General features: G+C 61.4%; 24 protein-coding genes. 13 read left to right on the forward strand and 11 right to left on the reverse strand.

Going from position 1 to position 23526, the window contains the following annotated elements; translation table 11 throughout:
* Positions 1 to 62: 62 nt before the first annotated feature.
* The 6 genes from MRK42_RS18520 to nudF form a co-directional block, all read right to left on the reverse strand.
* Positions 63 to 374: an antibiotic biosynthesis monooxygenase gene (locus tag MRK42_RS18520; protein ID WP_354688482.1), complete on the reverse strand. Its 312-nt coding sequence runs from the start codon at positions 372 to 374 to the stop codon at positions 63 to 65.
* A 20-nt stretch (positions 375 to 394) separates the two neighbouring features.
* Positions 395 to 2281: a DNA topoisomerase IV subunit B gene (gene parE, locus MRK42_RS18525; RefSeq protein ID WP_354688483.1), complete on the reverse strand. Its 1887-nt coding sequence runs from the start codon at positions 2279 to 2281 to the stop codon at positions 395 to 397.
* A gap of 132 nt (positions 2282 to 2413) precedes the next feature.
* On the reverse strand, positions 2414 to 3001 hold the full coding sequence (locus MRK42_RS18530; RefSeq protein ID WP_274161329.1) for a YqiA/YcfP family alpha/beta fold hydrolase: 588 nt from the start codon (positions 2999 to 3001) through the stop codon (positions 2414 to 2416).
* Positions 3002 to 3013: 12 nt separating this feature from the next.
* Positions 3014 to 3832 carry a 3',5'-cyclic-AMP phosphodiesterase gene (cpdA, locus tag MRK42_RS18535; RefSeq protein ID WP_354688484.1) on the reverse strand — a complete coding sequence of 273 codons (819 nt, stop codon included), beginning with the start codon at positions 3830 to 3832 and terminating at the stop codon, positions 3014 to 3016.
* A gap of 22 nt (positions 3833 to 3854) precedes the next feature.
* Positions 3855 to 4304 (reverse strand): DUF1249 domain-containing protein, encoded by a 450-nt coding sequence (locus MRK42_RS18540; RefSeq protein WP_026456746.1) that lies wholly within the window; start codon positions 4302 to 4304, stop codon positions 3855 to 3857.
* Between the two features lie 203 nt (positions 4305 to 4507).
* On the reverse strand, positions 4508 to 5149 hold the full coding sequence (gene nudF / locus MRK42_RS18545; RefSeq protein WP_354688485.1) for an ADP-ribose diphosphatase: 642 nt from the start codon (positions 5147 to 5149) through the stop codon (positions 4508 to 4510).
* A gap of 309 nt (positions 5150 to 5458) precedes the next feature.
* Here nudF and tolC point away from each other — a divergent pair, with 309 nt between their 5' ends.
* On the forward strand, positions 5459 to 6781 hold the full coding sequence (gene tolC / locus MRK42_RS18550) for an outer membrane channel protein TolC (RefSeq protein WP_026456748.1): 1323 nt from the start codon (positions 5459 to 5461) through the stop codon (positions 6779 to 6781).
* Between the two features lie 86 nt (positions 6782 to 6867).
* Here the strand turns inward: tolC and hldE are convergent, their stop codons facing one another.
* Positions 6868 to 8295 (reverse strand): bifunctional D-glycero-beta-D-manno-heptose-7-phosphate kinase/D-glycero-beta-D-manno-heptose 1-phosphate adenylyltransferase HldE, encoded by a 1428-nt coding sequence (gene hldE / locus MRK42_RS18555; RefSeq protein WP_224210446.1) that lies wholly within the window; start codon positions 8293 to 8295, stop codon positions 6868 to 6870.
* A gap of 204 nt (positions 8296 to 8499) precedes the next feature.
* On the opposite strand from hldE, the gene lpxL reads away from it, so the two are divergent.
* The 7 genes from lpxL (at position 8500) to MRK42_RS18590 (ending at position 16666) form a co-directional block, all read left to right on the forward strand.
* Positions 8500 to 9423, forward strand: a complete 924-nt coding sequence (lpxL, locus tag MRK42_RS18560; protein WP_042025896.1) for an LpxL/LpxP family Kdo(2)-lipid IV(A) lauroyl/palmitoleoyl acyltransferase — start codon at positions 8500 to 8502, stop codon at positions 9421 to 9423.
* 642 nt (positions 9424 to 10065) lie between these two features.
* Complete coding sequence (locus MRK42_RS18565) at positions 10066 to 11994, forward strand: PTS mannitol transporter subunit IICBA (protein ID WP_354688486.1); 1929 nt, start codon at positions 10066 to 10068, stop codon at positions 11992 to 11994.
* Positions 11995 to 12031: 37 nt separating this feature from the next.
* Positions 12032 to 13180: a mannitol-1-phosphate 5-dehydrogenase gene (locus tag MRK42_RS18570; protein ID WP_042025898.1), complete on the forward strand. Its 1149-nt coding sequence runs from the start codon at positions 12032 to 12034 to the stop codon at positions 13178 to 13180.
* Between the two features lie 116 nt (positions 13181 to 13296).
* Positions 13297 to 13818, forward strand: coding sequence for an MltR family transcriptional regulator (locus MRK42_RS18575; protein WP_042072650.1), 522 nt, complete (start codon positions 13297 to 13299; stop codon positions 13816 to 13818).
* A gap of 171 nt (positions 13819 to 13989) precedes the next feature.
* Positions 13990 to 15777, forward strand: a complete 1788-nt coding sequence (locus MRK42_RS18580) for a sodium:proton antiporter (protein ID WP_354688487.1) — start codon at positions 13990 to 13992, stop codon at positions 15775 to 15777.
* The gene (locus tag MRK42_RS18585) at positions 15774 to 16352 is read left to right on the forward strand and encodes a DNA-J related domain-containing protein (protein WP_354688488.1); all 579 of its coding nucleotides are present in this window, start codon (positions 15774 to 15776) and stop codon (positions 16350 to 16352) included. Before MRK42_RS18580 ends, MRK42_RS18585 begins: the two co-directional genes overlap by 4 nt.
* Before the next feature lie 65 nt (positions 16353 to 16417).
* Positions 16418 to 16666: a hypothetical protein gene (locus tag MRK42_RS18590; protein WP_354688489.1), complete on the forward strand. Its 249-nt coding sequence runs from the start codon at positions 16418 to 16420 to the stop codon at positions 16664 to 16666.
* A 41-nt stretch (positions 16667 to 16707) separates the two neighbouring features.
* On the opposite strand, the gene MRK42_RS18595 is transcribed toward MRK42_RS18590, so the two are convergent.
* On the reverse strand, positions 16708 to 17226 hold the full coding sequence (locus MRK42_RS18595) for a mechanosensitive ion channel domain-containing protein (protein WP_026457682.1): 519 nt from the start codon (positions 17224 to 17226) through the stop codon (positions 16708 to 16710).
* Positions 17227 to 17235: 9 nt separating this feature from the next.
* Complete coding sequence (zntB, locus tag MRK42_RS18600; RefSeq protein WP_042072654.1) at positions 17236 to 18201, reverse strand: zinc transporter ZntB; 966 nt, start codon at positions 18199 to 18201, stop codon at positions 17236 to 17238.
* Between the two features lie 118 nt (positions 18202 to 18319).
* Between zntB and MRK42_RS18605 the strand changes: the two genes are divergently transcribed.
* The 4 genes from MRK42_RS18605 (at position 18320) to MRK42_RS18620 (ending at position 20358) form a co-directional block, all read left to right on the forward strand.
* Positions 18320 to 18772: a YaiI/YqxD family protein gene (locus tag MRK42_RS18605; RefSeq protein WP_026458268.1), complete on the forward strand. Its 453-nt coding sequence runs from the start codon at positions 18320 to 18322 to the stop codon at positions 18770 to 18772.
* A 120-nt stretch (positions 18773 to 18892) separates the two neighbouring features.
* On the forward strand, positions 18893 to 19162 hold the full coding sequence (locus tag MRK42_RS18610) for a PepSY domain-containing protein (protein WP_042025904.1): 270 nt from the start codon (positions 18893 to 18895) through the stop codon (positions 19160 to 19162).
* A gap of 46 nt (positions 19163 to 19208) precedes the next feature.
* Positions 19209 to 19769, forward strand: coding sequence for a cytochrome b/b6 domain-containing protein (locus tag MRK42_RS18615; RefSeq protein WP_201941723.1), 561 nt, complete (start codon positions 19209 to 19211; stop codon positions 19767 to 19769).
* An 88-nt stretch (positions 19770 to 19857) separates the two neighbouring features.
* Positions 19858 to 20358 (forward strand): metal-dependent hydrolase, encoded by a 501-nt coding sequence (locus MRK42_RS18620; RefSeq protein ID WP_201979788.1) that lies wholly within the window; start codon positions 19858 to 19860, stop codon positions 20356 to 20358.
* Positions 20359 to 20411: 53 nt separating this feature from the next.
* Here the strand turns inward: MRK42_RS18620 and MRK42_RS18625 are convergent, their stop codons facing one another.
* Together MRK42_RS18625 and MRK42_RS18630 are read right to left on the reverse strand one after the other, a co-directional pair.
* Positions 20412 to 21617, reverse strand: coding sequence for a nucleoside transporter C-terminal domain-containing protein (locus tag MRK42_RS18625; protein ID WP_354688490.1), 1206 nt, complete (start codon positions 21615 to 21617; stop codon positions 20412 to 20414).
* A 239-nt stretch (positions 21618 to 21856) separates the two neighbouring features.
* Positions 21857 to 22051, reverse strand: a complete 195-nt coding sequence (locus MRK42_RS18630) for a hypothetical protein (protein ID WP_354688491.1) — start codon at positions 22049 to 22051, stop codon at positions 21857 to 21859.
* Positions 22052 to 22125: 74 nt separating this feature from the next.
* Between MRK42_RS18630 and dbpA the strand changes: the two genes are divergently transcribed.
* The gene (gene dbpA, locus MRK42_RS18635; RefSeq protein ID WP_354688492.1) at positions 22126 to 23505 is read left to right on the forward strand and encodes an ATP-dependent RNA helicase DbpA; all 1380 of its coding nucleotides are present in this window, start codon (positions 22126 to 22128) and stop codon (positions 23503 to 23505) included.
* The last annotated feature ends 21 nt before the right edge of the window (positions 23506 to 23526 follow it).

The following is a 23526-nucleotide window of genomic DNA, read 5'->3' on the forward strand; positions in this document are numbered from 1 at the left end:
TGGTGCTTCTCTTGGTTATTTGGGTCGCGGCCGTGGCCGCCAAAATCGTGGGCAAGGGCGCGTTACAGACCGTAATCGCGCTCCACCCTTGCAATGCGTGTCTTGAAGGTGCGATACCACTGCTCGCGACCGAGGCGCTGGGCCTCCTGGTGCTCGAGATCGCCCTTCCAGTGACGGATCGACTCGAGATCGCGCCAGTAGGAGACAGTGATGCCCACCCCGTCACGGGCCGACTCCACACCGAGAAAACCCGGCTGGGTGCGGGCCAGTGCCAGCATGCGTTCGGCCATGGCGGCGTAGCCCTCATCCACGTCGGAGCGCTCCGAGGTGAAGATCACCGCGTAGTAAGGGGGTTCCGGGGTATTGGCTATCATCTGTGCTCCTTGTCCGGCTCTCACACCTCGGCGAGGTTGCCCTTCTCTTCCAGCCATTCGCGGCGATCACCGGCGCGCTTCTTGGCCAGCAGCATGTCCATCAGCTGCAGCGTCTCTTCCCCTTCGTCCATGGTGAGCTGCACCAGGCGACGGGTGTTGGGATCCATGGTGGTTTCCCGCAGTTGCTTGGGGTTCATCTCACCCAGGCCCTTGAATCGGGTCACCATCACCTTGCCCTTCTTCTTCTCGGCCTCGACCCGCTGCAGCACGCCGTTCTTCTCGTCCTCGTCGAGGGCATAGAACACCTCCTTGCCGATATCAATACGATACAGGGGCGGCATGGCCACATAGACGTGCCCCTGTTCCACCAGGGCGCGGAAGTGCTTCACAAACAGGGCGCAGAGCAGGGTGGCGATGTGCAGACCGTCCGAGTCCGCATCCGCCAGGATGCACACCTTGCCGTAACGCAGGCCACTGAGATCGTTGGAGTCGGGGTCGAGCCCGATGGCCACCGAAATATCGTGCACTTCTTGCGAGGCGAGCACCTGACCGGCCTCCACCTCCCAGGTGTTCAGGATCTTGCCGCGCAGGGGCATGATGGCCTGGAACTCGCGATCCCGCGCCTGCTTGGCGCTGCCGCCCGCAGAGTCACCCTCCACCAGGAACAGCTCCCCCTGCATGGGATCGGCGCAGCCGCAGTCGGTGAGCTTGCCGGGCAGCGCAGGGCCCTGGGTAATCTTCTTGCGCACCACCGTCTTGGCGGCGCGCATCCGGCGCTGGGCGCTGGAGATGCAGAGCTCGGCCAGCTGCTCCGCCAGTTCTGTGTTGCTGTTCAAGTAAAGGCTGAAGGCATCCTTCACCACGCCGGAGACAAACGCCGAGCTCTGACGGGAGGAGAGGCGCTCCTTGGTCTGACCGGCAAACTGCGGATCCTGCATCTTGATGGAGAGGATGTAGGCGCAGCGATCCCAGATATCTTCCGGGGTCAGCTTGACCCCGCGTGGCAAGAGGTTGCGGAACTCGCAGAACTCGCGCATGGCGTCGAGCAGCCCCTGACGCAGACCGTTGACGTGAGTACCGCCCTGGGCGGTGGGAATGAGGTTCACATAGGATTCAGCGAGGCATTCGCCCCCTTCCGGCAACCAGCAGAGCGCCCAGTCCACCGCCGACTGTTCGGAGCTGAACGAGCCGATAAAAGGCTGCTCCGGCAGGCAGGTGAACTGCTTGACCGCGTCGACCAGATAATCCTTGAGGCCATCTTCGTAGCACCACTCCAGCTTGATGCCGGTGTTCTTGTCGAGGAACTTGATGGTGAGGCCCGGGCAGAGCACGGCCTTGGCTTTGAGCAGGTGCTCCAGCTTGGTGACCGAGAACTTGGGCGAATCGAAGTAGCTCGCCTGCGGCCAGAAGCGCACCCGGGTGCCGGTGTTGCGACGGCCACAAGTGCCGGTGATGGTCAGCTCCTGCACCTTCTCGCCGCGCTCGAAGGCGATGTCGTAGACCTGACCGTCGCGGCGCACCGTCACCTCGACCCGATCGGAGAGGGCGTTCACTACCGATATCCCCACCCCGTGCAGACCGCCGGAGAACTGGTAGTTCTTGTTGGAGAATTTGCCGCCCGCGTGCAGCTTGCAAAGGATCAGCTCCACCCCGCTGACACCCTCTTCCGGGTGGATATCGACCGGCATGCCGCGACCGTCGTCGATCACTTCGAGGGACTGGTCTTCATGCAGGATCACCTCCAGATTGCGGGCGTGACCTGCCAGCGCTTCATCAACGCTGTTGTCGATGACCTCCTGGCCGAGGTGATTGGGCCGGGTGGTGTCGGTATACATGCCGGGGCGGCGACGCACCGGCTCAAGGCCATTGAGGACCTCAATGGCATCCGCATTGTATTGAGTAGACATGGAGGGCCTTGCGAATTGACGTTTGGAGGGAATCTTAACTGCTAGGCGGGGGTAGAACAAACTCCCCGCACCGAAAGCTTGATCTGGAGAAGAACAAGCAGGGCGAGACCGCCCTTATTGACTCAAACCTGACTATAACCCGAGGAAACGGATGATCTGGGCGGGGTAGCGCTCGAACGCCACAAAGGCGTGGTTGCCGCCGCACTCCAGCGAGAGGCGGGCAAAGCGGTATTCATCCAGCGCCTTGCGATAGTCGAGCACCTCATCCCCCTGCTGTTGCAGGATCCAGAGCCGCTCCGGCGCCGTCACCGGTACCGCCAGTGCCCGCAGCTCATCCATATGTTCAGGCAGCAGTACATACTGCTCCCCGGTATAGGGATTGGTCTGGGGGCCGAGGTAGTCACAGAGCAGCTCGTGGGGGCGCACCGCCGGATTGATCAGCGCCGCGCGGCAGCCGTACTGCTCGCTCACCCGGGTCGCCATAAAGCCGCCGAGGGAGCTGCCCACGGTGCCGAGCTTGTATTCACTACCATAACGACGCTGCAGATCGGCAATGGTCTGCTCGATGGCCGCCCAGGCCGCCGCTGGCGTATTGGGCTGGGCCGGAATGATCACTTCGATGTCGGGCCGGTTGGCGGCCACCCAGGCAGCCATCTGCTGCGCCTTGGCGGAGCCCGGTGAGGAGTTGAAACCGTGCAGATAAAGGAGAACGGACTTCATGCAATGCTCTCCTCAATAACCGGTGGCGTTGGGGTCGGGCACAAACTGCCCCACCGGCAGGCGCCACACCTCGCTGGCCACCCGCCCATCCGGATAGAGGGTGAGATAGCGCCAGCCCGGGCCGGATTCATCCAGCGCGAAGCCATCAGAGAGCGGTTTGAACTGAATGCAGGTGGAGGGGCTGGCAATCAGCCGCACCCCGCGGTGCACCTCGTCAAACTCCTGATGAACGTGGCCGAACAGGATGGTCTTCTGCTGCGGATGACGAGCCAGCACGGCGAACAGGTCATCGGCATTCTTGAGATTGTGCTGATCCAGCCATGCGCAGCCCACCGGTACCGCCTGATGGTGCAGGGCGATGAGGGCGTGACGATCCGGATATTGGCGCAGAGCGTTGTCGAGCGCCTCCAGCTGGTGATCCCCGATCATGCCGTGAGGTTTGCCGCGCACCTGGGTGTCGAGCAGGATCACCTGCCAGTGCTCGCCCACCAGCTGCTTGGCCTCGCTGATCCCGGCGGCATGCAGGTGCTCCGTCATCAGGGGGCTGTCGTCATGGTTGCCGGGCAGCCAGTAGATGGGGCGGGAGAGCGGCGCCATCATGGTGGCGAAGCGCTGGTAGGACTCCGGACTGTGGTCCTGCGACAGATCGCCGGTGGCCAGGATCAGGTCGTAAGGGTAGGCGTTGGCCTGCACCTGCTCCAGCACGGCGGCCAGGCTCTCTGCGGTGCGCACAGCCAGCAACCGACCCTCGGCGCTGGCGAAAAGATGGGTATCGGTAATTTGCAGCAGGTGCACACTGCCATCCTGCGCCTGAGGTAGCTCTGTTTCCAAAATCACGCTTCTTTATATTTGTTCAACTGGAGATATTGATCGGACTGGTACCATGTCTGAGACAAAATTTCAGCCATTCGGCCAGAAACAGATTTACCTGCTCCTTTTCATCCCGCTGGTGCATCTTTTTATTGGGGTAATCATAACGTGGTTGCAAACGAGAAATCTGTTGCGTTGCACACACTTCCGCCATTCGCACATCATGATACAAACGAATCTCTATTTGCGCCTGCAGATATTCGGGCAATTCGGGGTTGTGCTGGCTCAGCAGCACCTCGCTGGTGAAGCGGCTCTCGCCACAGACGGTGAGCTGGAACTGCAGATCGTTGCCGACCCGGTAGCGCCGCTCGGCCCCTACCTCTCCACCCGGGGGCAGCAATTTCATCAGCGCCATGTAGTTAACCTCACAGGTGCGCTGCAAGGACATCAAATCAGGTACATAGCGTTTGAACGGGCTCTGGACTAACGACATGTTGCAGCTCCATCAATCCCATCCCACGGGGAGTTGACCCCGCAGGTGCGCGGCAGGGACATCAAGTCAGGTACATAGCGTTTGAACAGGCGCTGGACTAACGACATGTTGCAGCTCCATCAATCTCATCCCACGGGTAGTTGACCTCGCAGGCAAGCAGATCTGGCACGTGAACGCTGGCCTGAAGCCGGGTCACCGCCATCTCAGCGATCCGCCAGCCAGCGGGTGCGCAGCTCGCCATGATTGAGAGCCAGCCACTGCAGGGCGATGACGGAGGCAGCGTTGTCGATGCGCCCCTCCTTGAGCCAAGCATAGGCCTGCTCGCGGCTCACCACGTGCACCCGGATATCTTCCCCCTCTTCCGCCAGACCGTGCAGCCCTTCGGCCTTGCTGGCATCCACCTCGCCCACATAGACCTCGATCCGCTCCGTGCTGCCACCCGGACTTACCAGATAGCTGATGGCGTGCTCGCAGCGACCCACTTCGATGCCGGCCTCTTCCACTGCTTCGCGACGCACCACGGCCTCGGCGGTCTCCCCTTCATCTATGATGCCGGCCACCAGCTCCAGCAGCCAGGGGGTGCGACTGGTTTCCATGGCGCCGATGCGGAACTGCTCCACCAGCACAATCTGGTCGCGTACCGGATCATAAGGGAGCAGCGCGGCGGCATGGCCCCGCTCGAACAGCTCGCGGACTATGGGTTGATTCCAGCCACCAGCAAATAACCTGTGCTGCAAACGATAAACGTTCACCTTGAAGAAGCCGTTATAACCCGATGATTTTGAAATTATTTTTACGTCTTCGGCGGCATAATGCCGATCCTGCGGCAGGGGATGCTGTGACATACGAGGCTCCCGTCAGCTTGACTTGAATCTGTTTGACCATAAAATCCGAGGAACATGAATGAACATTCATTCACTCTCTGCACCAAGGTCAATGAGGGGTGGATTTTAGCAGCCACAGACCATTTGGCTAGGCACAGGGGGGAGAAAATAGCGTTCGGTTCTTGACGTTCCCGTCACTGGACCGGAGACTCTTGGCATTAAATTTTGCTAACTAGTAGAGTGATTAAGCTGCAATCAAGCTTGGTCGGTGACAATATTTGCCCTCTTCCAGCAACCATTTTGGGTTACTACATAAGGTTAAAACGATCTATGAAAAGAACACTCTTGTCCGTCATGGTGTTGCTGGGCGTCAGTGCCGGTGCCCATGCCGAGAACCTGCTCGACATCTACCAACAGGCCCAGCTCAAAGACCCGCAGTTGCTGCAATCCAAGGCAGTGCGCGACCAAGCCTTCGAGAAGATCAATGAATCCCGCGCAGCCCTGTTGCCCCAGATCAACCTGGGCGCCGGTCTGAACTACCTGCAGAACAAGAACGATACCCAGACCGGTACCACCGCCAGCGGCTCCCTCTCTCTGGATCAGTCCATCTATCGTCGCAGCAACTGGGTCAACCTGGATCTGACCGAGAAGAGTGCCACCCAGTCTGACGTCGCCTACAACCTTGAAATCCAGAACCTGATGCTGCGTACCGCCCAGGCCTATTTCAACGTGCTCAAAGCGATGGACACCCTGGAATTCGTGCGTGCCAACAAGGTGGCCGTAGAGCGTCAGCTGGAGCAAACCCAGCAGCGTTTCGAGGTGGGTCTGACCGCCATCACCGACGTGCATGAAGCCGAAGCCTCCCGTGACCAGGCGCTGGCGGACGAGATCAGCGCCGAGAACGAGCTGGACAACAGCTACGAGACCCTGCGCGAGCTAACCGGTATCGACCATCGTTCGCTGGATGTGCTCAACACCGAACGCTTCAGCCCGCAGAAGACCGCTTTTGGCTCCGACAAGTGGCTGGAGCTGGCGCTGGACAAGAACCTGCAACTGCACAGTGCCCGCATCGCGAAAGACATCGCCAAGGAACAGATCGATCTGGCCAAGACCGGCCACGAACCGACTCTGGATCTCGGTGCCGGTCTCTCCGCCAGCAACACCGACTACAAGGATGAAGTGATCAACCCCGAGAGCAATGGCAACCAGGCCAATGTCGGGCTGACCTTCAAGCTGCCCATCTACAGCGGCGGCGCCACCAGCTCCCAGGTTAAACAGGCACAGTTCAACTATGTGGCCGCAAGCGAGCTGCTGGAGAAGAACTTCCGCTCGGTGCAGAGCACAGTGCGCTCTTCCTACAACAACGTGAACGCCAGCATCGGCTCGGTACGTGCCTACAGCCAGTCCGTCATCTCCGCCGACAGCGCCTTGAAGGCGACCGAAGCCGGTTATGAGGTCGGTACCCGTACCATCGTCGACGTGCTGGACTCCACCCGCAAGCTGTACGACGCCAAGCAGAAGCTCTCTGCCGCCCGTTACAACTACATCCTCAACATCCTGAGCCTGAAACAGGCGGCCGGCATCCTGGAAGAGCAGGATCTGGTGGAAGTGAACCAGGGACTGATGCCCGCCAGCGCCAAACCCAAGGCCTGATAGCATGACCCGGATATGAAAAAGGCGACCATAAGGTCGCCTTTTTGCTGCCCGTTGCCAGGCTTGAACGCGGGCCCCGCTCGACCTTAACCGCGTTCGCGGATGGTCTTGATGATGTCGGTAGTGGAGCAGCCGTCTTCGAAGTTGAGAACACGCACTTCGCCACCGTTGGCAGTCACCTCGGCGTAACCGGCGATCTCTTCCGGCTTGTAGTCGCCACCCTTGACCAGCAGATCTGGCAGGATCTCGGCGATCAGACGCTGCGGCGTGTCTTCACCAAACGGCACCACCCAGTCCACGGCACCCAGCGCAGCCAGCACCGCCATGCGACGCTCGGTGGGGTTGACCGGGCGACCCGGTCCCTTGAGACGGCGCACCGACTCGTCGGTGTTGACCGCCACGATCAGGCGATCCCCCAGCTTGCCGGCATTGGCCAGATAGGAGACGTGACCGGCGTGCAGGATGTCGAAGCAGCCATTGGTCATCACCACCTTCTCGCCGCGCAGGCGGGCGGCACGCACGGCCACCTTCAGCTGGGCCTCGGACATGACGCCGAAGCCGGTCTCCTGCTCGGTGTAGAGGGCATTGGCGAGCTCCACCGGGCTGACGGTGGAGGTACCCAGTTTGCCGACCACGATGCCGGCAGCCGTGTTGGCCAGGGCACAGGCTTCATCCAGGCTCTTGCCTGCCGCCAGTGAGGTAGCCAGGGTGGAGATCACGGTATCGCCGGCACCGGTGACGTCGTAGACCTCGTGAGCCTGGGCCGGCAGGTGCAGCTCGGGCTGCCCTTCGCGGATCAGGGTCATGCCGTTTTCGGAGCGGGTCACCAGCAGGGCATCCAGCTCGAAACGCTTGACCAGTTCCAGGCCTTTGGCGACCAGCTCGTCTTCGCTCTTCACCTTGCCTACCACGGCTTCAAACTCGGACATGTTGGGGGTCAGCAGGGTGGCGCCACGATACTTCTCAAAGTCGGTTCCCTTGGGGTCGACCAGCACCGGGATACCGGCGGCGCGGGCACGCTTGATCATGCCGGGCACGTCGTTGAGGGCACCCTTGCCGTAGTCGGAGAGGATCATCACGTCGGAGTTCGGCAGCGCCTGCTCCACCTTGCCCATCAACAGGGACGCATCGACCGCATGGAAGCCCTCTTCGAAGTCGAGGCGCAGCAACTGCTGGTTGCGCGACAGCACCCGCAGCTTGGTGATGGTCGGATAGTCGGCCAGACGCACGAAGTCACAGGCAACCTTGACGCCGGCCATCTGGCCAGCCAGGGCATCGGCCGCCTCATCCTGACCGGTCAGGCCCAGCAGCACGGCCTGGCCACCCAGCGCGGCGGAGTTGAGGGCCACGTTGGCAGCGCCGCCCGGGCGCTCCTCAATGTGCTCAACCTTGACCACGGGCACCGGTGCCTCGGGCGAGATCCGGCCGGTGGGGCCATGCCAATAGCGGTCAAGCATGACATCGCCAACGACCAGAATGCGGGCTTTTTCAAACTCGGGCAGGGTGATCTTCATCTGTATAGACTCTCAAAACCTGAAAAATCAGCCGCCGATTTTATCACACTCTTTTAGCCGGTGTAGAAAAAGCCGAACGCGGTTGCCAACCCTTGTCACGTAAAGCGGACGCAACGACCCCTCTGACCAGCGCACGGCTATTCGCCCACTCGCCCCCTTTTCGGATAGAATCTCCCGATTGTGTTTGCGAACAAGAGATTAGCCATGGCACACGACAACGCTCCCCGCCTTGAGCCCCGCCTGTTTCATCCCCGTTACTGGGCCAGCTGGTTCGGCCTCTCCCTGCTTTGGCTGCTGACCCTGCTGCCGTGGCGCAGCCAGATGTGGCTGGGGCGCCACCTCGGTCGTCTCGCCGCCAAGGTGCTCAAATCACGAGTCAGGATTGCCCGCCGCAATCTGGAGCTGGCGATGCCCGAGCTGACCAAGGATCAGCGGGAGAAGCTGCTCGTGCAGAATTTCGAGAGCGTGGGCTGCGCCATCTTCGAGGTGGGCATCGCTTGGTTCTGGCCGGATTGGCGGATGCGCAATCTGATGAAGGTAGAAGGAGAAGAGCACGTCATCGCCGCCGTGGAACAGGGCCAGGGCATGCTGTTGCTCTCCTGTCATTTCCTGACTCTGGAGCTCAATGCCCGCTGCTTTGGCCTGGTACGTCCCGGGGTCGGCGTCTATCGCCCCAACACCAACCCGGTGCTGGAATATGCCCAGTACCATGGCCGCTGTGCCTCCAACAAATACCTGGTGGATCGCACCGACGTGAAGGGGATGATCAAGGCGCTGCGCAACGGCGATGCGCTCTGGTACGCGCCGGATCACGACTACGGTGCTCATGCCAGCGTGTTCGTACCCTACTTCGCGGTGGAGCAGGCCGCCACCATCACAGGCACCGCCACCCTGGCGCGGGTGAAGAACACCGTCACCCTGCCCTGCTACAACATCCGCACCAAAGAGGGCTACACCCTGCACATAGGGGCACCGCTGGCCGATTACCCCACTGGCGATGACCTGGCCGATGCCGCCCGTGCCAACAGGGAGATAGAAGCCGCCGTTCGGCAGGCGCCGGAGCAATACATGTGGCTGCACCGCCGCTTCAAGACCCGCCCCTCCCCCGAGGACGCCGGCTTCTACTAACGCCCCCTGTGATAAAAAGCCCATAAAAAAACCGCCTGCTGGCGGTTTTTTTATGGGCCTTCCACGAACCTCGATGCCCTCTCTCATCGCCTTCATCAAACGGCCTTTGGCAAGAGAAATCGACGCTCACATAAATCCCTTTCTCCCCTCTGCAAGTAACACCGGATGCTAAACGAACGAGACCTAGTTACTTAGGGCAAAAACTGAAAGTGGGCTACAAATTTATTGATTCATTGATAATCAGGATCTGATCGCCAGAAATCGATTGCTACCACCCCGAATAGTTGCACTCGCCAGCAAGCCTCGTTTGGATGCAAAAATTAAATTTGTGATACAGATCATCTATTGCAATATCTTGCGCAAACGATAAATAGCGATGTCGATCACAAAAAATGGGGAGCAAAAACAGGAAATGTCGAAATGTAGCCGAATTACATGAATTTAATGTGATCAGCGTCACTATGGATGGAGGTGCCACCCCGGGGTATGTGAGATGTAGATCACAAGACACCCCGTTTTCAGCCTAATTTGATCGCAAGCTGGTAGATTGAAGTTGCTTAGACGACTAGGGATGGGGGTTCGGCAAAACCCGTCATCCCGACTACTACTTTCAATCAAACAGGCTTAAAACGGGGTGCCGTCATGTTATCACCGGATACCAAAGTCAAGATACAGAATTTTGGACGCTTCCTGTCCAATATGGTCATGCCCAACATAGGCGCCTTCATCGCCTGGGGGTTCATTACCGCCCTCTTCATCCCCACTGGCTGGCTGCCGAGCGAAACCTTGGCCAAGCTGGTCGGTCCCATGATCACCTACCTGCTGCCGCTGCTGATTGGCTACACCGGCGGCAAGCTGATGGGTGGTGAGCGGGGCGGCGTGGTGGGCGCCATCACCACCATGGGGGTCATCGTCGGTACCGACATCCCCATGTTCATGGGTGCCATGATGGTTGGCCCCCTCGGCGGCTGGACCATCAAGCGCTTCGACAAGGCGATGGACGGACGCGTCAAGAGCGGTTTCGAGATGCTGGTCAACAACTTCTCCGCCGGTCTCATCGGCATGTTGCTGGCCATCCTCGCCTTCTTCGTGATCGGTCCCTTCGTCAAGGTGCTCTCCGGCATGCTGGCGGGCGGTGTCGGCTTCCTGGTTGACAACAACCTGCTGCCCCTCACTTCCATCTTCGTCGAACCGGCCAAGATCCTGTTCCTCAACAACGCCATCAACCACGGCATCTTCTCGCCGCTGGGGATCCAGCAGGCCACCGAGCAGGGTCGCTCCATCTTCTTCCTGATCGAAGCGAATCCGGGCCCTGGCATGGGCGTGCTGCTGGCCTACATGGTGTTCGGTCGCGGCGCCGCCAAGCAATCTGCCGCCGGCGCCTCCATCATCCACTTCTTCGGTGGCATCCACGAGATCTACTTCCCGTACGTACTGATGAATCCGCGCCTCATTCTGGCCGTCATCGCCGGTGGCATGACAGGGGTCTTCACCCTGACCCTGTTCAACGCGGGTCTGGTCTCCCCGGCGTCTCCGAGCTCCATCTTCGCCGTGCTGCTGATGACACCCAAGGCTTCCCTGGTGGGCGTGCTGCTCTCCATCGCCGCCGCTACTACCGTCTCCTTCCTGGTCGCCGCCGTCTTTGTCCGTGCCCAGCAGCCGGAAGCCGACGAGGCCGATGCGCTGGATGAAGCCACTCGCAAGATGAAAGCCATGAAAGGCGGCAAACCGGAAAGCGCCCCCGCCAAGAAGAGCAATGGCGAACTGATGGCGGTACGCAATATCGTGGTTGCCTGCGATGCGGGCATGGGCTCCAGCGCCATGGGTGCCGGCATGCTGCGCAAGCGGGTGCAGGCCGCCGGTCTCGATATCAGCGTGACCAACCGCGCCATCGATCAGCTCGATGATCAGGTGGACTGGGTCATCACCCACAAGGATTTGACCGAGCGGGCCCGCCGCCATGCGCCGAATGCTCACCACATCTCGCTCACCAACTTCCTCGACAACGCGCTCTATCAGGAGCTGGTACAAAGCCTGACCCAGGCCCGCGCCGCCAACGACGACGTGGCCAACCCCAAGCTGCTGGTGGCTGCCAACGATGACAACTATGAGCAGCAGGAGCCGGAAGTCTTCACCCTGAGCCTGCAGGACGTGCATCTGGGCCTCAAGGCCGACAACAAGGAAGAGGCCATCCTGGCGGCCGGCAGGCTGCTGGCGGAGCGGGGCTATGTGGCACCGGACTACGTCAACGCCATGCTGGAGCGCGAGCAGCTGGTCTCCACCTATCTCGGCGAGTCCATCGCCGTGCCCCACGGCACCATCGCCGCCAAGGAGCACGTCAAGCGTACCGGCATCGTCATCTGTCAGTATCCGGCCGGCGTTCCGTTCGGTGAGGCGGCGGACGAGGTGGCACGCCTGGTGATCGGCATCGCCGCCCGCAACGACGAACACATTCAGGTGATAACCCGCCTGACCAATGCACTGGATGAACCCGGTCTCATCGACCAGTTGGCCAGCACCACGGATCCCCAGGAGTTCCTGGATCTGCTGGGTGCCGAACAGGCCGCCTAATCATCCTTCATCGTCTTTGGTTATAGAGGTTAACATCATGAAAACTTTACATTTTGGTGCAGGCAATATCGGTCGTGGCTTCATCGGCAAACTGCTGGCGGATGCCAGCCACCAGGTCACCTTCGCCGACGTCAACGAGACCCTGATCGACCAGCTCAACCACCGTCAGGAGTACAGGGTCCACGTGGTGGGGGCAGACCAGAAGCTGGACGTGGTGCGCAACGTCGCCGCCGTCAGCTCCGCCGGTCATGAGGTGATCGCCCGTCTCATCACCGCCGATCTGGTGACCACGGCGGTCGGCCCCAACATTCTGGACAAGATTGCCAGCACCCTGGCCAAGGGGCTACAGGCACGCTTCGATGCCGGTAACCTGACTCCGCTCAACATCATCGCCTGTGAAAACATGGTGCGCGGCACCAGCCACCTCAAGCAGGAGGTACTCAAGTATCTGCCTGTCGCGTATCATGCCACCCTCGAATCCTGCGTCGGTTTCGTCGACTCGGCGGTGGATCGCATAGTCCCGCCCACGGCCGCGGCCAACGACGATCCACTGGAGGTAACGGTGGAGAGCTTCAGCGAGTGGATCGTCGACCAGACCCAGTTCAAGGGCGAGCTGCCCCAGGTAGCAGGCATGGAGCCCACCGACAACCTGATGGCCTTCGTCGAGCGCAAGCTGTTCACCCTCAACACCGGCCACATCGTCACCGCCTACCTCGGCAAACTCAGGGGCTATCGCACCGTACGCGAGGCGATCGAGGATCCGGTGATCCGCAGCAAGGTGCGCCGCGCCATGGAGGAGAGCGGTGCCGTGCTGGTGAAACGCTACGGCTTCGACCCACGTCTGCACGCCGCCTATATCGAAAAGATCCTGGCCCGTTTTGCCAACCCCTATCTGGTGGACGAGATCGACCGGGTTGGCCGTCAGCCGCTGCGCAAGCTGGCGGCAGGGGACAGGCTGGTGAAGCCACTGCTCGGCACCCTGGAGTACGGCCTGCCCAATGATCACCTGCAGGAGGGGATCGCCGCGGCGCTGCACTATCGCAACGCCGATGATCCCCAGGCGGTGGAATTGCAGACCCTGCTGGCGGATCTGGGCCCGGCCAGGGCACTGGCCCGGGTGACCGGGCTGGAGGCCGACAGTGAGATAGTGGGCACCATCGTCGCCCGTTACGAGAGCATGAAGTGATCGGAGGGGCGCTTGCTGTGATCACAAGCCATTGAAGGATCGGCCAATACGCCCCATATGACAGCAACCGGGAGAGAGGCCTTCTCTCTCCCAAGTCAGCAGGACCCAATGAAGTTATGACCACACACCAGGAAGATGAAGTACTGGAACGACTAAACGAGCAGGATGGCCCCCGAGGCTTCTTTCTCGAAGCCGTCACCATCCTGGAAGAAGCGGTCGACTCCCTGATGCGACAAGCCTTTCGTCAGGAGGAGTACGCCGTCAAATACGCCATCGAACCCTTGCTCAACCAGAGCGGCCCCCTCGGTCAGCTGGAGGTACGGCTCAAGCTCATCTTCGCCCTCGGCCTCATCTCCCTCGAACGTTATCAAGATCTTGAAGCCTATCTGAAGTTCCGCGATTTTCTGGTGCGCGACCCCAAGGACTACCGATTCTGCGACAAACCGGTTCGTGATCTGCTCGAGCGCCTGCACGGCATCAACTCCGGCAGCATGCTCTCCCAGGAGCCCCCCGCCGACGAAGCGGATTGGCCCTTCTACCAGATGCAACTCAACCGACTCGATCAGATGGTGCGCTCCGCACTGGTGCTGGCGATCGCAGACTGCGTCAACGATCTCCACAAGGAAAGCCCCATCTAATCAGGCCCTGCGGCCCGAGCCAGGCGACAAGGAGTCGCCCTCCCTTTTTCCGGCACCTTCCATTGCCGTTTTCTCCCTGTCATCGTCGCTGTTCCTCACTCTACGGGGTGTCAATCCGACCATGAACCCCACTACACTAGCTCCAGGTCCATCTCCTGAATCGAGGTCTTCATGATCGCTCTCTCCCTGGCTGGCATCGCTCTGGTCTCCGTGCTGGCCCAATGGCTTGCCTGGTCGCTGCGGGTGCCTGCCATCCTGTTTTTGCTGCTCACCGGCCTCACGCTGGGGCCGGTCAGCGGCCTGCTCGACCCGGATGCCCTGCTCGGGGATCTGCTATTCCCGCTGGTATCGCTGTCGGTCGCCATCATCTTGTTCGAGGGGGCGTTGACCCTGCACCTGAAGGAGCTCAAGGGGATCGGCAAGGTGGTACGCAACCTCTGCTCCACCGGCATGCTGGTGAGCTTCGCCGTCATCGGCAGCGCCGGTTACTTCCTGCTGGGACTGGACTGGCGGGTCGCCATGGTGCTCGGCGCCGTGCTGGTGGTGACGGGGCCGACCGTGATCGCCCCCATGCTCAACGTGATCCGTCCCACCCGGGAGGTGGACCGCATCCTGCGCTGGGAGGGGATCGTCATCGACCCCATCGGCGCCCTGTTTGCGGTGCTGGTGTTCGAGGCGGTGCGCCTCGGCAGCCAGGGGGATCTGGTCAGCCACACCCTGCTGGCCCTGGCCAAGACGGTGGGCATCGGCACCCTGACCGGGGTGGCGGCAGGCTGGTTCACCACCCTGCTCATGCGCAAGGACTGGCTGCCGGTCACCTTGCACAAGTTCGGTGTGCTGGCGCTGGTGCTGATCACCTTCACCTTCTCCGACTGGCTCAGCCACGAATCCGGCCTGCTGGCGGTGACCGTGTTCGGCATCTGGCTCGCCAATCAGGAGGGGCTGGATCTGGAGGAGGTGCTGGCCTTCAAGGAGGACCTCGCCGTCATTCTCATCTCCAGCCTGTTCATCCTGCTGGCGGCCCGCCTCGATCTGGCCCAGCTCTGGCAGCTCGGCCCCATGGTACTGGCGCTGCTGTGCGTGGTGCAATTCATCGCCCGCCCACTCTGCATCCTGGTCTCGACCTGGGGATCGGATCTCTCCTGGCGCGCGCGGGCCCTGCTCGGCTGGATCGCACCGCGCGGCATAGTGGCGGCGGCGGTCAGCGCCTCCTTTGCCATCAGCCTGCATGAAGCAGGTATCCCGGATGCGGACAAGCTGGTGCCCCTGGTGTTTGCGGTGATCATCTCCACCGTGGTGCTGCAGAGCCTCACCTCGGCACCGCTGGCGGAGCTGCTCCAGATGCGCCAAAGCGCCCCCAACACCCTGCTCATCATAGGTGCCAACTCGGTGGCGCGGGCCATCGGCAAGGCGCTGGCGGACCAGGGGGTGCCGGTTCAGCTCTGCGACCCGGCCTGGGAGTTCTGCCGCCAGGCGCGCATGAGCAACTTGCCCTGCTACTTCGGCAATCCCCAGTCGGAACATGCCGAGCTGCATCTGCCCCTCACCAGCATCAGCAACGTGCTGGCCCTCTCCCCCAACCGCCACAACAACGCCCTCGGGGTGCTGCATTTTGCCCACCTCTACGGGGAGGAGAGGGTCTACTCCCTGCGTTCCAGCGAACAGCACGGCAAGGCGAATCGGGAGAGCGCCACCTTCCGCGCCCGCCAGAACCTGTTCGGGCCAGAGGTCACCTACGCCCGCCTGAGCAGCCTGCTGAGCCGCGGCGGCCAGATCAAGGGGACCCGCCTGAGCGAGGCGTTCGACTGGGCGCAATATCAGGAGGCCAACCCGGGCGCCATCCCGCTATTCGTGCTGGATGCCAAGGGTACGCCGCAAATAGTGACGGGGCCGGTCAGCCCGGATGCCGGTGAGTTACTGATCGCCCTGCAACCGCCAAAAGAGAACCCCTTGCCGTGAGCACCGGCACGCCTCCAGGCAACCCGCTGCTCGCTCCCCTGCTGGCACTGCTGCAACAGGCGAGCGGCAGCTACAAGGTGCACGAGTTGCTGGCCGAACTGCGCCGGCAGGGGGCCATCCCCACCCTGGCCGAGGATGAGCAACTGCAGCTGTTTCGGGTCAACTTCCTCATCATGAACGCCCTCTACCAGCTGCAGGAGGAGCTTTATGAGGAGGGATGGTGGCTGGTGATCAGCACCCTGGATATCCGGCTGGAGGCTCGTGCTGGCAAGTCGACGGATGAAAAGGCAATGGCGCACAACCACTCTCTTCGCGACTACTACTGCGACTGGCAGGTGTTCTGGCAGACCGACCGGGAGGAGGTAGAGGCACTGCTCAACCGCTTCAGGCGAGGCTTGGATGGCGAGGAGAACCGGCGGGAAGCGCTGGCCCTGTTCGGGCTTGCGGCCGATGCGACCCGGGAAACCATCCGCCAGCGCTGGCGGGTACTGGCACTGCGTCATCACCCGGATCGGGGCGGCGATGCAGAGGCCTTCATGCGCATCCGCTGGGCCTGGGAGTGCCTGCGAGGGTGAGCCCTTTGCGGCTCTTTGGTGCCGGACATAAACTGAAGAGGGATATTCCTCCACAGGAGCGCATCATGACCGTCAGTGAACTTCGCAAGCTCTATCAGCAACAGACCCTGCAAGAGGCCGAGATCCTGCACGACATTGCCATTCCCGGCTGGCTCATCGAGTTTCGTGGCAAGGATGGCACCCTGTTCGAGCTGACTGACACCCTGGGTTGCCCCATCAGCTTCGGCACGGTCGAACAGGCCCGCGAGCATGTCCACCTGGTGGCGGACTGCCCGGTGCAGGTAGAACACCTCTACCGCTTCTTCGAGCGCTGAGCGCCCCCAACCAGAAAAAGGCTCCTTAAAGGAGCCTTTTTTCATTCCGGTTGCAGCGGTTCCGGCTCCTTGCCCTCCAGTCGCCTGACCGGTTTTTGCAGGATCAGGTTGGCGGGATAGGTGACCAGATCGCCGTTGTCATCACGCACCCGCACATAGAAGAGGCCGATCTCGGTGATGACGCCGGTGACGGAGTCATCCTTGTCGAGGATGCGGATCCGGTCGCCAATCCGGTAGGGAAAGGCGAAGAAGATGGTAATGCTGGCGGTGATGTTGGAGAGGATCGACCACTGGGCCACCATGGCCACCCCCAGCACGGCGAAGAAGGAAGAGGCCAGCACCACCAGCCGGGAGAAGTCGAGCCCCCACACCCCGGCCAGGATCAGCAAGGTGGCGCAACCTTGCAGGAAGTGGAACACATGGGCCACGTAAATGACCCGGTTCTCGCTTACCTGCTTGGTCTGGGCCAGCGCCAGCAGGCTCTTGCGAATGATCCGCCGCAGCAGGGCATGGGCCAGCAACAGCAGCAGGGTGAGGCCGATGGATTGCCACATGGTCAGGTTCATGGGTCACCACCAGCGTTTGTGCTTGAGCCAGACCGCCAGCCCGACGGCCAGCGCGGTCAGGGAACCGCAGAAAATCCAGAAGGCGGTCGGGCTGTCAGCCCCCGGGATCCCCCCCAGGTTGATGCCGAACAGGCCGGTCAGGAAACTGGCGGGCAAAAACAGCAGCGCCATCACCGACATCTGGTAGGCGCGACGGTTGGTCGCCTCCGCCATCAGGTTGTTGATCTCGTCCGCCAGCACGGCGGTACGCGCCACCCCGGCATCGAGATCGTCGAGCCAGCGCCGCAACCGATCGGCGATGTCGAGCAGGCGGCGCCGGTCGTCCTCGTCCAGCCAGCTGATCTTCTCGTTGGCCAGGCGCGCCACCAGATCCCGCTGGGGCGAGAGGTAGCGACGGATCATGATGAGCTGCTTGCGGATCAGCGCCAGCCGGCCGTTGGCGGGCAGGTCCCGGGTCAACACCTGCTCCTCCAGATCGAGGATCTGGTCGTGCAACTCCTCGACAAACTCCCCAGCCCGATCGGTCAGAGCATCACACACTTCCACCAGCCAGTCGGCCGGGGTGTCGGCGCCGCCCCCCAGCTTGAGCTGGTTGAATACGTCCTGCTCTGACAGCAGCGGCCGGCGGCGGCTGCTGATGATGAGATCCGGGGTGATGAAGATGCGCAGGGCCACCATCTCCTCTGGCCTGTGATCCTTGTTGTGATTGATGCCGCGCAGGATCAGCAGCACCGTCTCCCCCATCCGCACCAGCTTGGGGCGGTTGCTCTGGCCGAGCAGGGATTCCCGCGCCGCATCGCTCAGCAGCGGGGTCTGCAACAGCCAGCGTGCCGCCTCCGGATTGCCGTAATCCAGGTGCAGCCAGCCGGGTTCCTCCGCCGGCACCTCGCTGCCTGCCGCAAGCGGGGTCATGCCCCCCTTGCCATCTAGGGTCAGGGCATAAATCACATCACTGGGCACCCGATCCATCTCTTCTCCTCGTTGATTCAATCGCTGGGGCCCAGCTTACACCAAAGGCTGCCCCGACTCAGCCTGCCCCTGTGATACCATGCCCGCTCGCGTTTTTTTGCCTACAGGAAACCACGCCATGCCGATCTGGGTTGATGCCGATGCCTGCCCCATTCCCATCAAGGAGATCCTCTACCGCGCCGCTCACCGCGCCCAGGTGGTGACCACCCTGGTAGCCAATCAGGGGCTGCGGGTACCGCCCTCCCCCTTCATCAAGACCCAGCAGGTGGAGAAGGGATTCGACGTGGCGGATCATGTCATCGCCCAGCAAGTCCAACCCGGCGATCTGGTGATAACGGGGGACATCCCCCTCGCCTCCTGGGTGATCGAAGCCGGCGGCGAGGCGCTCAATCCCCGCGGCGAGATCTACACCCGCGAGACCATCAAGGCGCGGCTCGGCATGCGCAACTTCATGGAGGAGCTGCGCTCGGCCGGGGTTCAGACCGGCGGCCCGGCCCCCCTCAACGCCGCCGACAAGCAGCGTTTCGCCAACGCCCTCGACAAGTGGCTGATCCGCGGCAAGCTGGGGTGACCCTGGCGCTCTGCCCCGTTGCCTGCAAAAAAGCACGCCGCCCGTTTCGCGCTTAATTCTTTCTTAAGCCTCACGAACTAGCCTTGTGGATGTTTGACTGACATCCACAAGGAGCCCGTGATGAAACTCTCCCCCCTGTTGTTGCTGATCCCCCTGTTCAGTGCCGCCGCCCTGGCCGAACCCCAATGTACCCAGACCGACAAGGCCAGCTGGCTGAGCGAGGCCGATGCCCAGCAGCAGATCAAGGCGATGGGTTACGAGATCAAGAAGTTCAAGGTCACCGACACCAACTGCTACGAGATCTACGGTTGGGACAAGGAGAAGCGCCGGGTAGAGATCTACTTCGACCCGACCGATCTCAAGAAGGTGAAAGAAGAGATCGACAACTGACGTCCCGACGGGCCGCCCCCCGCGGCCCTCTCTATGGAGCCTTGCCATGACCAACTGGACTGAAACCCGGGTATGGGATCCCGTCATCAGGGTATTTCACTGGCTGACGGTCACCCTCTGTCTGCTCAACTTTTTCGTGCTGGAAGAGGGCAGCCGCAACCACAGATATGTCGGCTATGCCCTGGGTGCCCTGCTGCTGATCCGGCTGTTGTGGGGGCTGGTCGGCCCCTACTATGCCCGCTTCGGCCAGTGGTGGCCCACCCCGGCCCGGGTGCGCGCCTATCTGCGCCAGCTGCTGCAGGGGCGCCATCCCTATTACCTCGGGCACAATCCGGTCGGCGCCCTGATGATCTGGCTGCTGCTGCTGTCGCTGCTCGGCACTATCGTCACCGGCTGGCTCACTACCTGGGATGCTTTCTGGGGCGAGGATTGGCTGGAGGAGCTGCACGGCGTCATCGCCAACACCCTGATGGCGGCGGTGGGCGTCCATGCCGCCGTGGTGATCCTGACCGATCGCCTCACCCGCAGCGATCTGCTGCGGGCCATGGTGCTCGGCAAAAAACGGGTGCCCCTTCACGTCCAGGTGGAAGATCCGCGCAACGAGTGACCGGGCCGGCCTGCCGGCCCCGGTTTTTTGCTGCAATCCCCGGTGACACTGGTAAGATGCGCCGCCGTTTCTCCACACCGTGACAACCATGACCGCCCAAGGGCACCTGCTGTTTTCCGTTACCTGCACCCTGCTCGCCCACAAATTCCAGCTCACCCCGGCCCTGGCCGATGCCAGCCTGTGGCACGCTATTCCCGCGGCACTGGCCAGCGCCCTGCTGCCGGATCTCGATCACCCCAAATCTGTGCTGGGACAGCGGCTGCCCTGGATCTCGAAGCCGCTATCCCGGCTGTTCGGTCATCGCGGCTTCACCCACAGCCTGCTGGCGGTGGCTGTGGCCATCTGGGGGCTGAACCAGAGCCTGCCCCCCGATACCCTGCCGGTTGGTGTCAAGGATGCCCTGATCGTCGGCTATCTCAGCCATCTGCTGGGGGACTGGCTCACTCCGGCCGGTATTCCGCTGCTGTGGCCCGGCAAGCGGCGTTACCGGTTGCCGGGCTGGCCCCTTAAAAGTGGCGGCGCCCTCGAGACCGGTTTTTGCACCCTCACCCTGCTGGTGGCGGGTTGGTGGTGCGGCTGGCGCCTATGAAAAAGCCCCCGGCCGAAAAGCCGGGGGCCTGACAATCGCAAGGCAGCGAATGATCAGATCATGATGCCTGCGATCACGGCGGAGAGCAGGCTCACCAGGGTGGAGCCGTAGACCAGCTTGAGGCCGAAGCGGGAGACCATGTTGCCCTTCTCCTCGTTGAGCGCCTTCACCGCACCGGCGATGATGCCGATGGAGCTGAAGTTGGCGAACGACACCATGAAGATGGAAAGGATGCCGACGGTGCGCGGCGAGAGATCGGCGGCGATCTTACCCAGATCCATCATGGCCACGAACTCGTTGGTCACCAGCTTGGTCGCCATAATGGAGCCCGCCTGCAGCGCTTCACTGCCCGGGATGCCCAAGATCCAGGCGATGGGGTAGAAGATGTAGCCCATGACGTGCTGGAAGTTGACGCCAAACGCCATCTCGAACAGGTAGTTGATGAGGGCGATCAGGGCGATGAAGCCCACCAGCATGGCCCCGACGATGACCGCCACGGTGAAACCAGCCATGATGTACTCCCCCAGCATCTCGAAGAAGTTCTCCTTCTTCGGGGTGTGGTGCTCGTCCCCCTCGGCCAGCGCCTTGGCGTCGGTCACCGTGTTGTCCGGCTCGTAGGGGTTGATGAGGGACAACACCACGAAGGTGCTGAACATGTTAAGCACTAGGGCGGCCACCACGTAACGCGGTTCGATCAGCTGCATGTAGGCGCCGACGATGGACATGGAGACGGTGGACATGGCGGTCGCCGCCAGGGTGTACATCTGCTTCTCGTTGAGGTGCGGCAGTATCTTCTTGAGAGCAATGAAGTTTTCAGACTGGCCGACAATCATGGCGCTGATGGCGTTGAAGGATTCCAGCTTGCCCATGCCGTTGATTTTGGCCAGCACGGTACCGATGCCGCGAATGACCAGCGGCAGCAGACGGATGTACTGCAGGATGCCGATCAGCACTGAGATGAAAACGATGGGCATCAGCACCATCAGGAAGAAAGAGAAAGCCCCCTCGTTGACCAGGCCGCCAAACACGAAGTCGGTTCCCTGTTTGGCAAACTCCATCAGCTTGGTGAAGCCGGCAGCAAAGCCTCCCACCACCGCCAGACCCACTTCCGAGTTCAGCATGAACCAGGCCAGCGCCAGCTCGACCAACAGCAGCTGGATGATGTAGCGCACCTTGATCTGTTTCCAGTTGTGGCGGTTGACCAGCAGCGAGAGCGCAAGGACCATCACGAGTCCGAGCACGAAGTGAAGATATTCCATACCTGTAGCACCTGGGTGAATTGTAATTTTCGACCGGCGCCATCATAGAGATTCGTATATTTAAAAATCAGAGAATCATCACACTACCACTCAATAAGCGGGAGCTTGTCATGGTAAAAACGTTTTTAAATTAATCTCTAATAAACCATTATTAACGCTTTGAGTAAAAAACATCAAAATTGAACAAATTCAACGCGATAAATTATTAATCAGATAACATTAATTGACCTTTGATATTTTTAACCCTGTTTAAACAAGAGCAGGAACATTCCTTTATTTAAACAGCGCATCAGCAAAACGTTTATCTTATATAACCAAAACCCTCTTGATTTTAATTTCTTCGCAGCTGCCATTGGCTTGCCATCAAACTCTGGCAGATAAACCAATGACACCGCCAACAGCCCCTCGGTCAACCGTTCAAATTTCCGCCACATCGGACGCCGCATTCTGGTATGATGCGCCCCCTTGCGCGCCGCGCACCCCGTTTTCCGTGAAATAGAGTCCTTTTGTGAACAACAGCGAATTTAGCAGCCTGAACCTCCCCTCCGCCCTGCAAGAGAACCTCGCCAGCCTGGGTTATCTGCAGATGACCCCGATCCAGGCCCAGAGCCTGCCTCTGGTGCTCGATGGCAAAGACTTGATCGCCAAGGCAAAAACCGGCAGCGGCAAGACCGCCGCCTTCGGTCTCGGCCTGCTGGCCAGCCTTGACGTCAACCGGCTCGAGGTGCAGGCACTGGTGCTCTGCCCGACCCGCGAACTGGCGGATCAGGTGGCCACCGAGATCCGTCGTCTGGCCCGCACCCTGCCCAACGTCAAACTGGTGACCCTGTGCGGCGGCACACCGACCGCACCGCAGTCGGCCACCCTGGGCTTTGGCGCCCACATCGCCGTCGGCACCCCGGGCCGGGTGCTCAAGCATCTGGAGCAGGGCACCCTCGATCTGGATTGCCTCAAGACGCTGGTGCTGGACGAAGCAGACCGCATGCTGGACATGGGCTTTGGCGAAGATATCAACCGGGTCATCAGCCATGCCCCGCGCGACCGTCAGACCCTGCTCTTCTCCGCCACCTATCCGGAGGGGATCGCCCAGATGAGCCGCGGCGTGCAGCGCAATCCGGTCGAGGTAAGCGTAGAGGCACTCCATGAAGAGAGCGCCATCGAACAGAAGCTCTATGAAGTACCGGCCGGTCAGCGCCTCGACGCGCTCACCTGGCTGCTCAGCCACTATCAGCCAAGCTCCTGCGTGGTGTTCTGCAACACCAAGCGAGCCTGTAACGATGTGGCCGACCACCTGGCCGCCAAGGGCTTCTCGGCCTTGGCGCTGAACGGCGATCTGGAGCAGCGCGAACGGGATCAGGTGCTGGTGCGCTTTGCCAACGGCAGCGCCACCATACTGGTGGCCACCGACGTGGCGGCCCGTGGCCTCGACATCAAGGAGCTGGGCGCCGTCATCAACTATGAGCTCACCTATGACCCCGAGGTGCATGTGCACCGTATCGGCCGCACCGGCCGCGCCGGTCAGCAGGGTCTGGCCCTGAGCCTCTATCAGCCGAACGAAGCGCAGCGCGTCAACCTCATCGAGGAGTACCAGCAGGCACCGCTGCCACAGGGCGATCTCGATGCCATCGGCCGCACTATCAAACCGCTTGCGCCCCAGATGGTGACCCTCTCCATCGACGCGGGTCGCAAGACCAAGGTGCGGGCCGGGGACATCCTGGGCGCCCTGACCGGCGAAGGTGGTATTGCCGGGGCAGATGTGGGCAAGATCCAGATCGCCGAGCAGTACTCCTACGTCGCGGTCAAGCAGAGCGTGGCCAAGACGGCGCTCAAGCGGCTGCAGGAAGGCAAGATCAAGGGACGCAGCTACCGCGCCCGCAAACTGGGCTAAGCCCGACGAGCACAGGCGCCG

It is taken from the genome of Aeromonas sp. 19NY04SH05-1 (genome assembly GCF_040581895.1).
Classification (GTDB): Bacteria; Pseudomonadota; Gammaproteobacteria; order Enterobacterales; family Aeromonadaceae; genus Aeromonas; species Aeromonas enteropelogenes.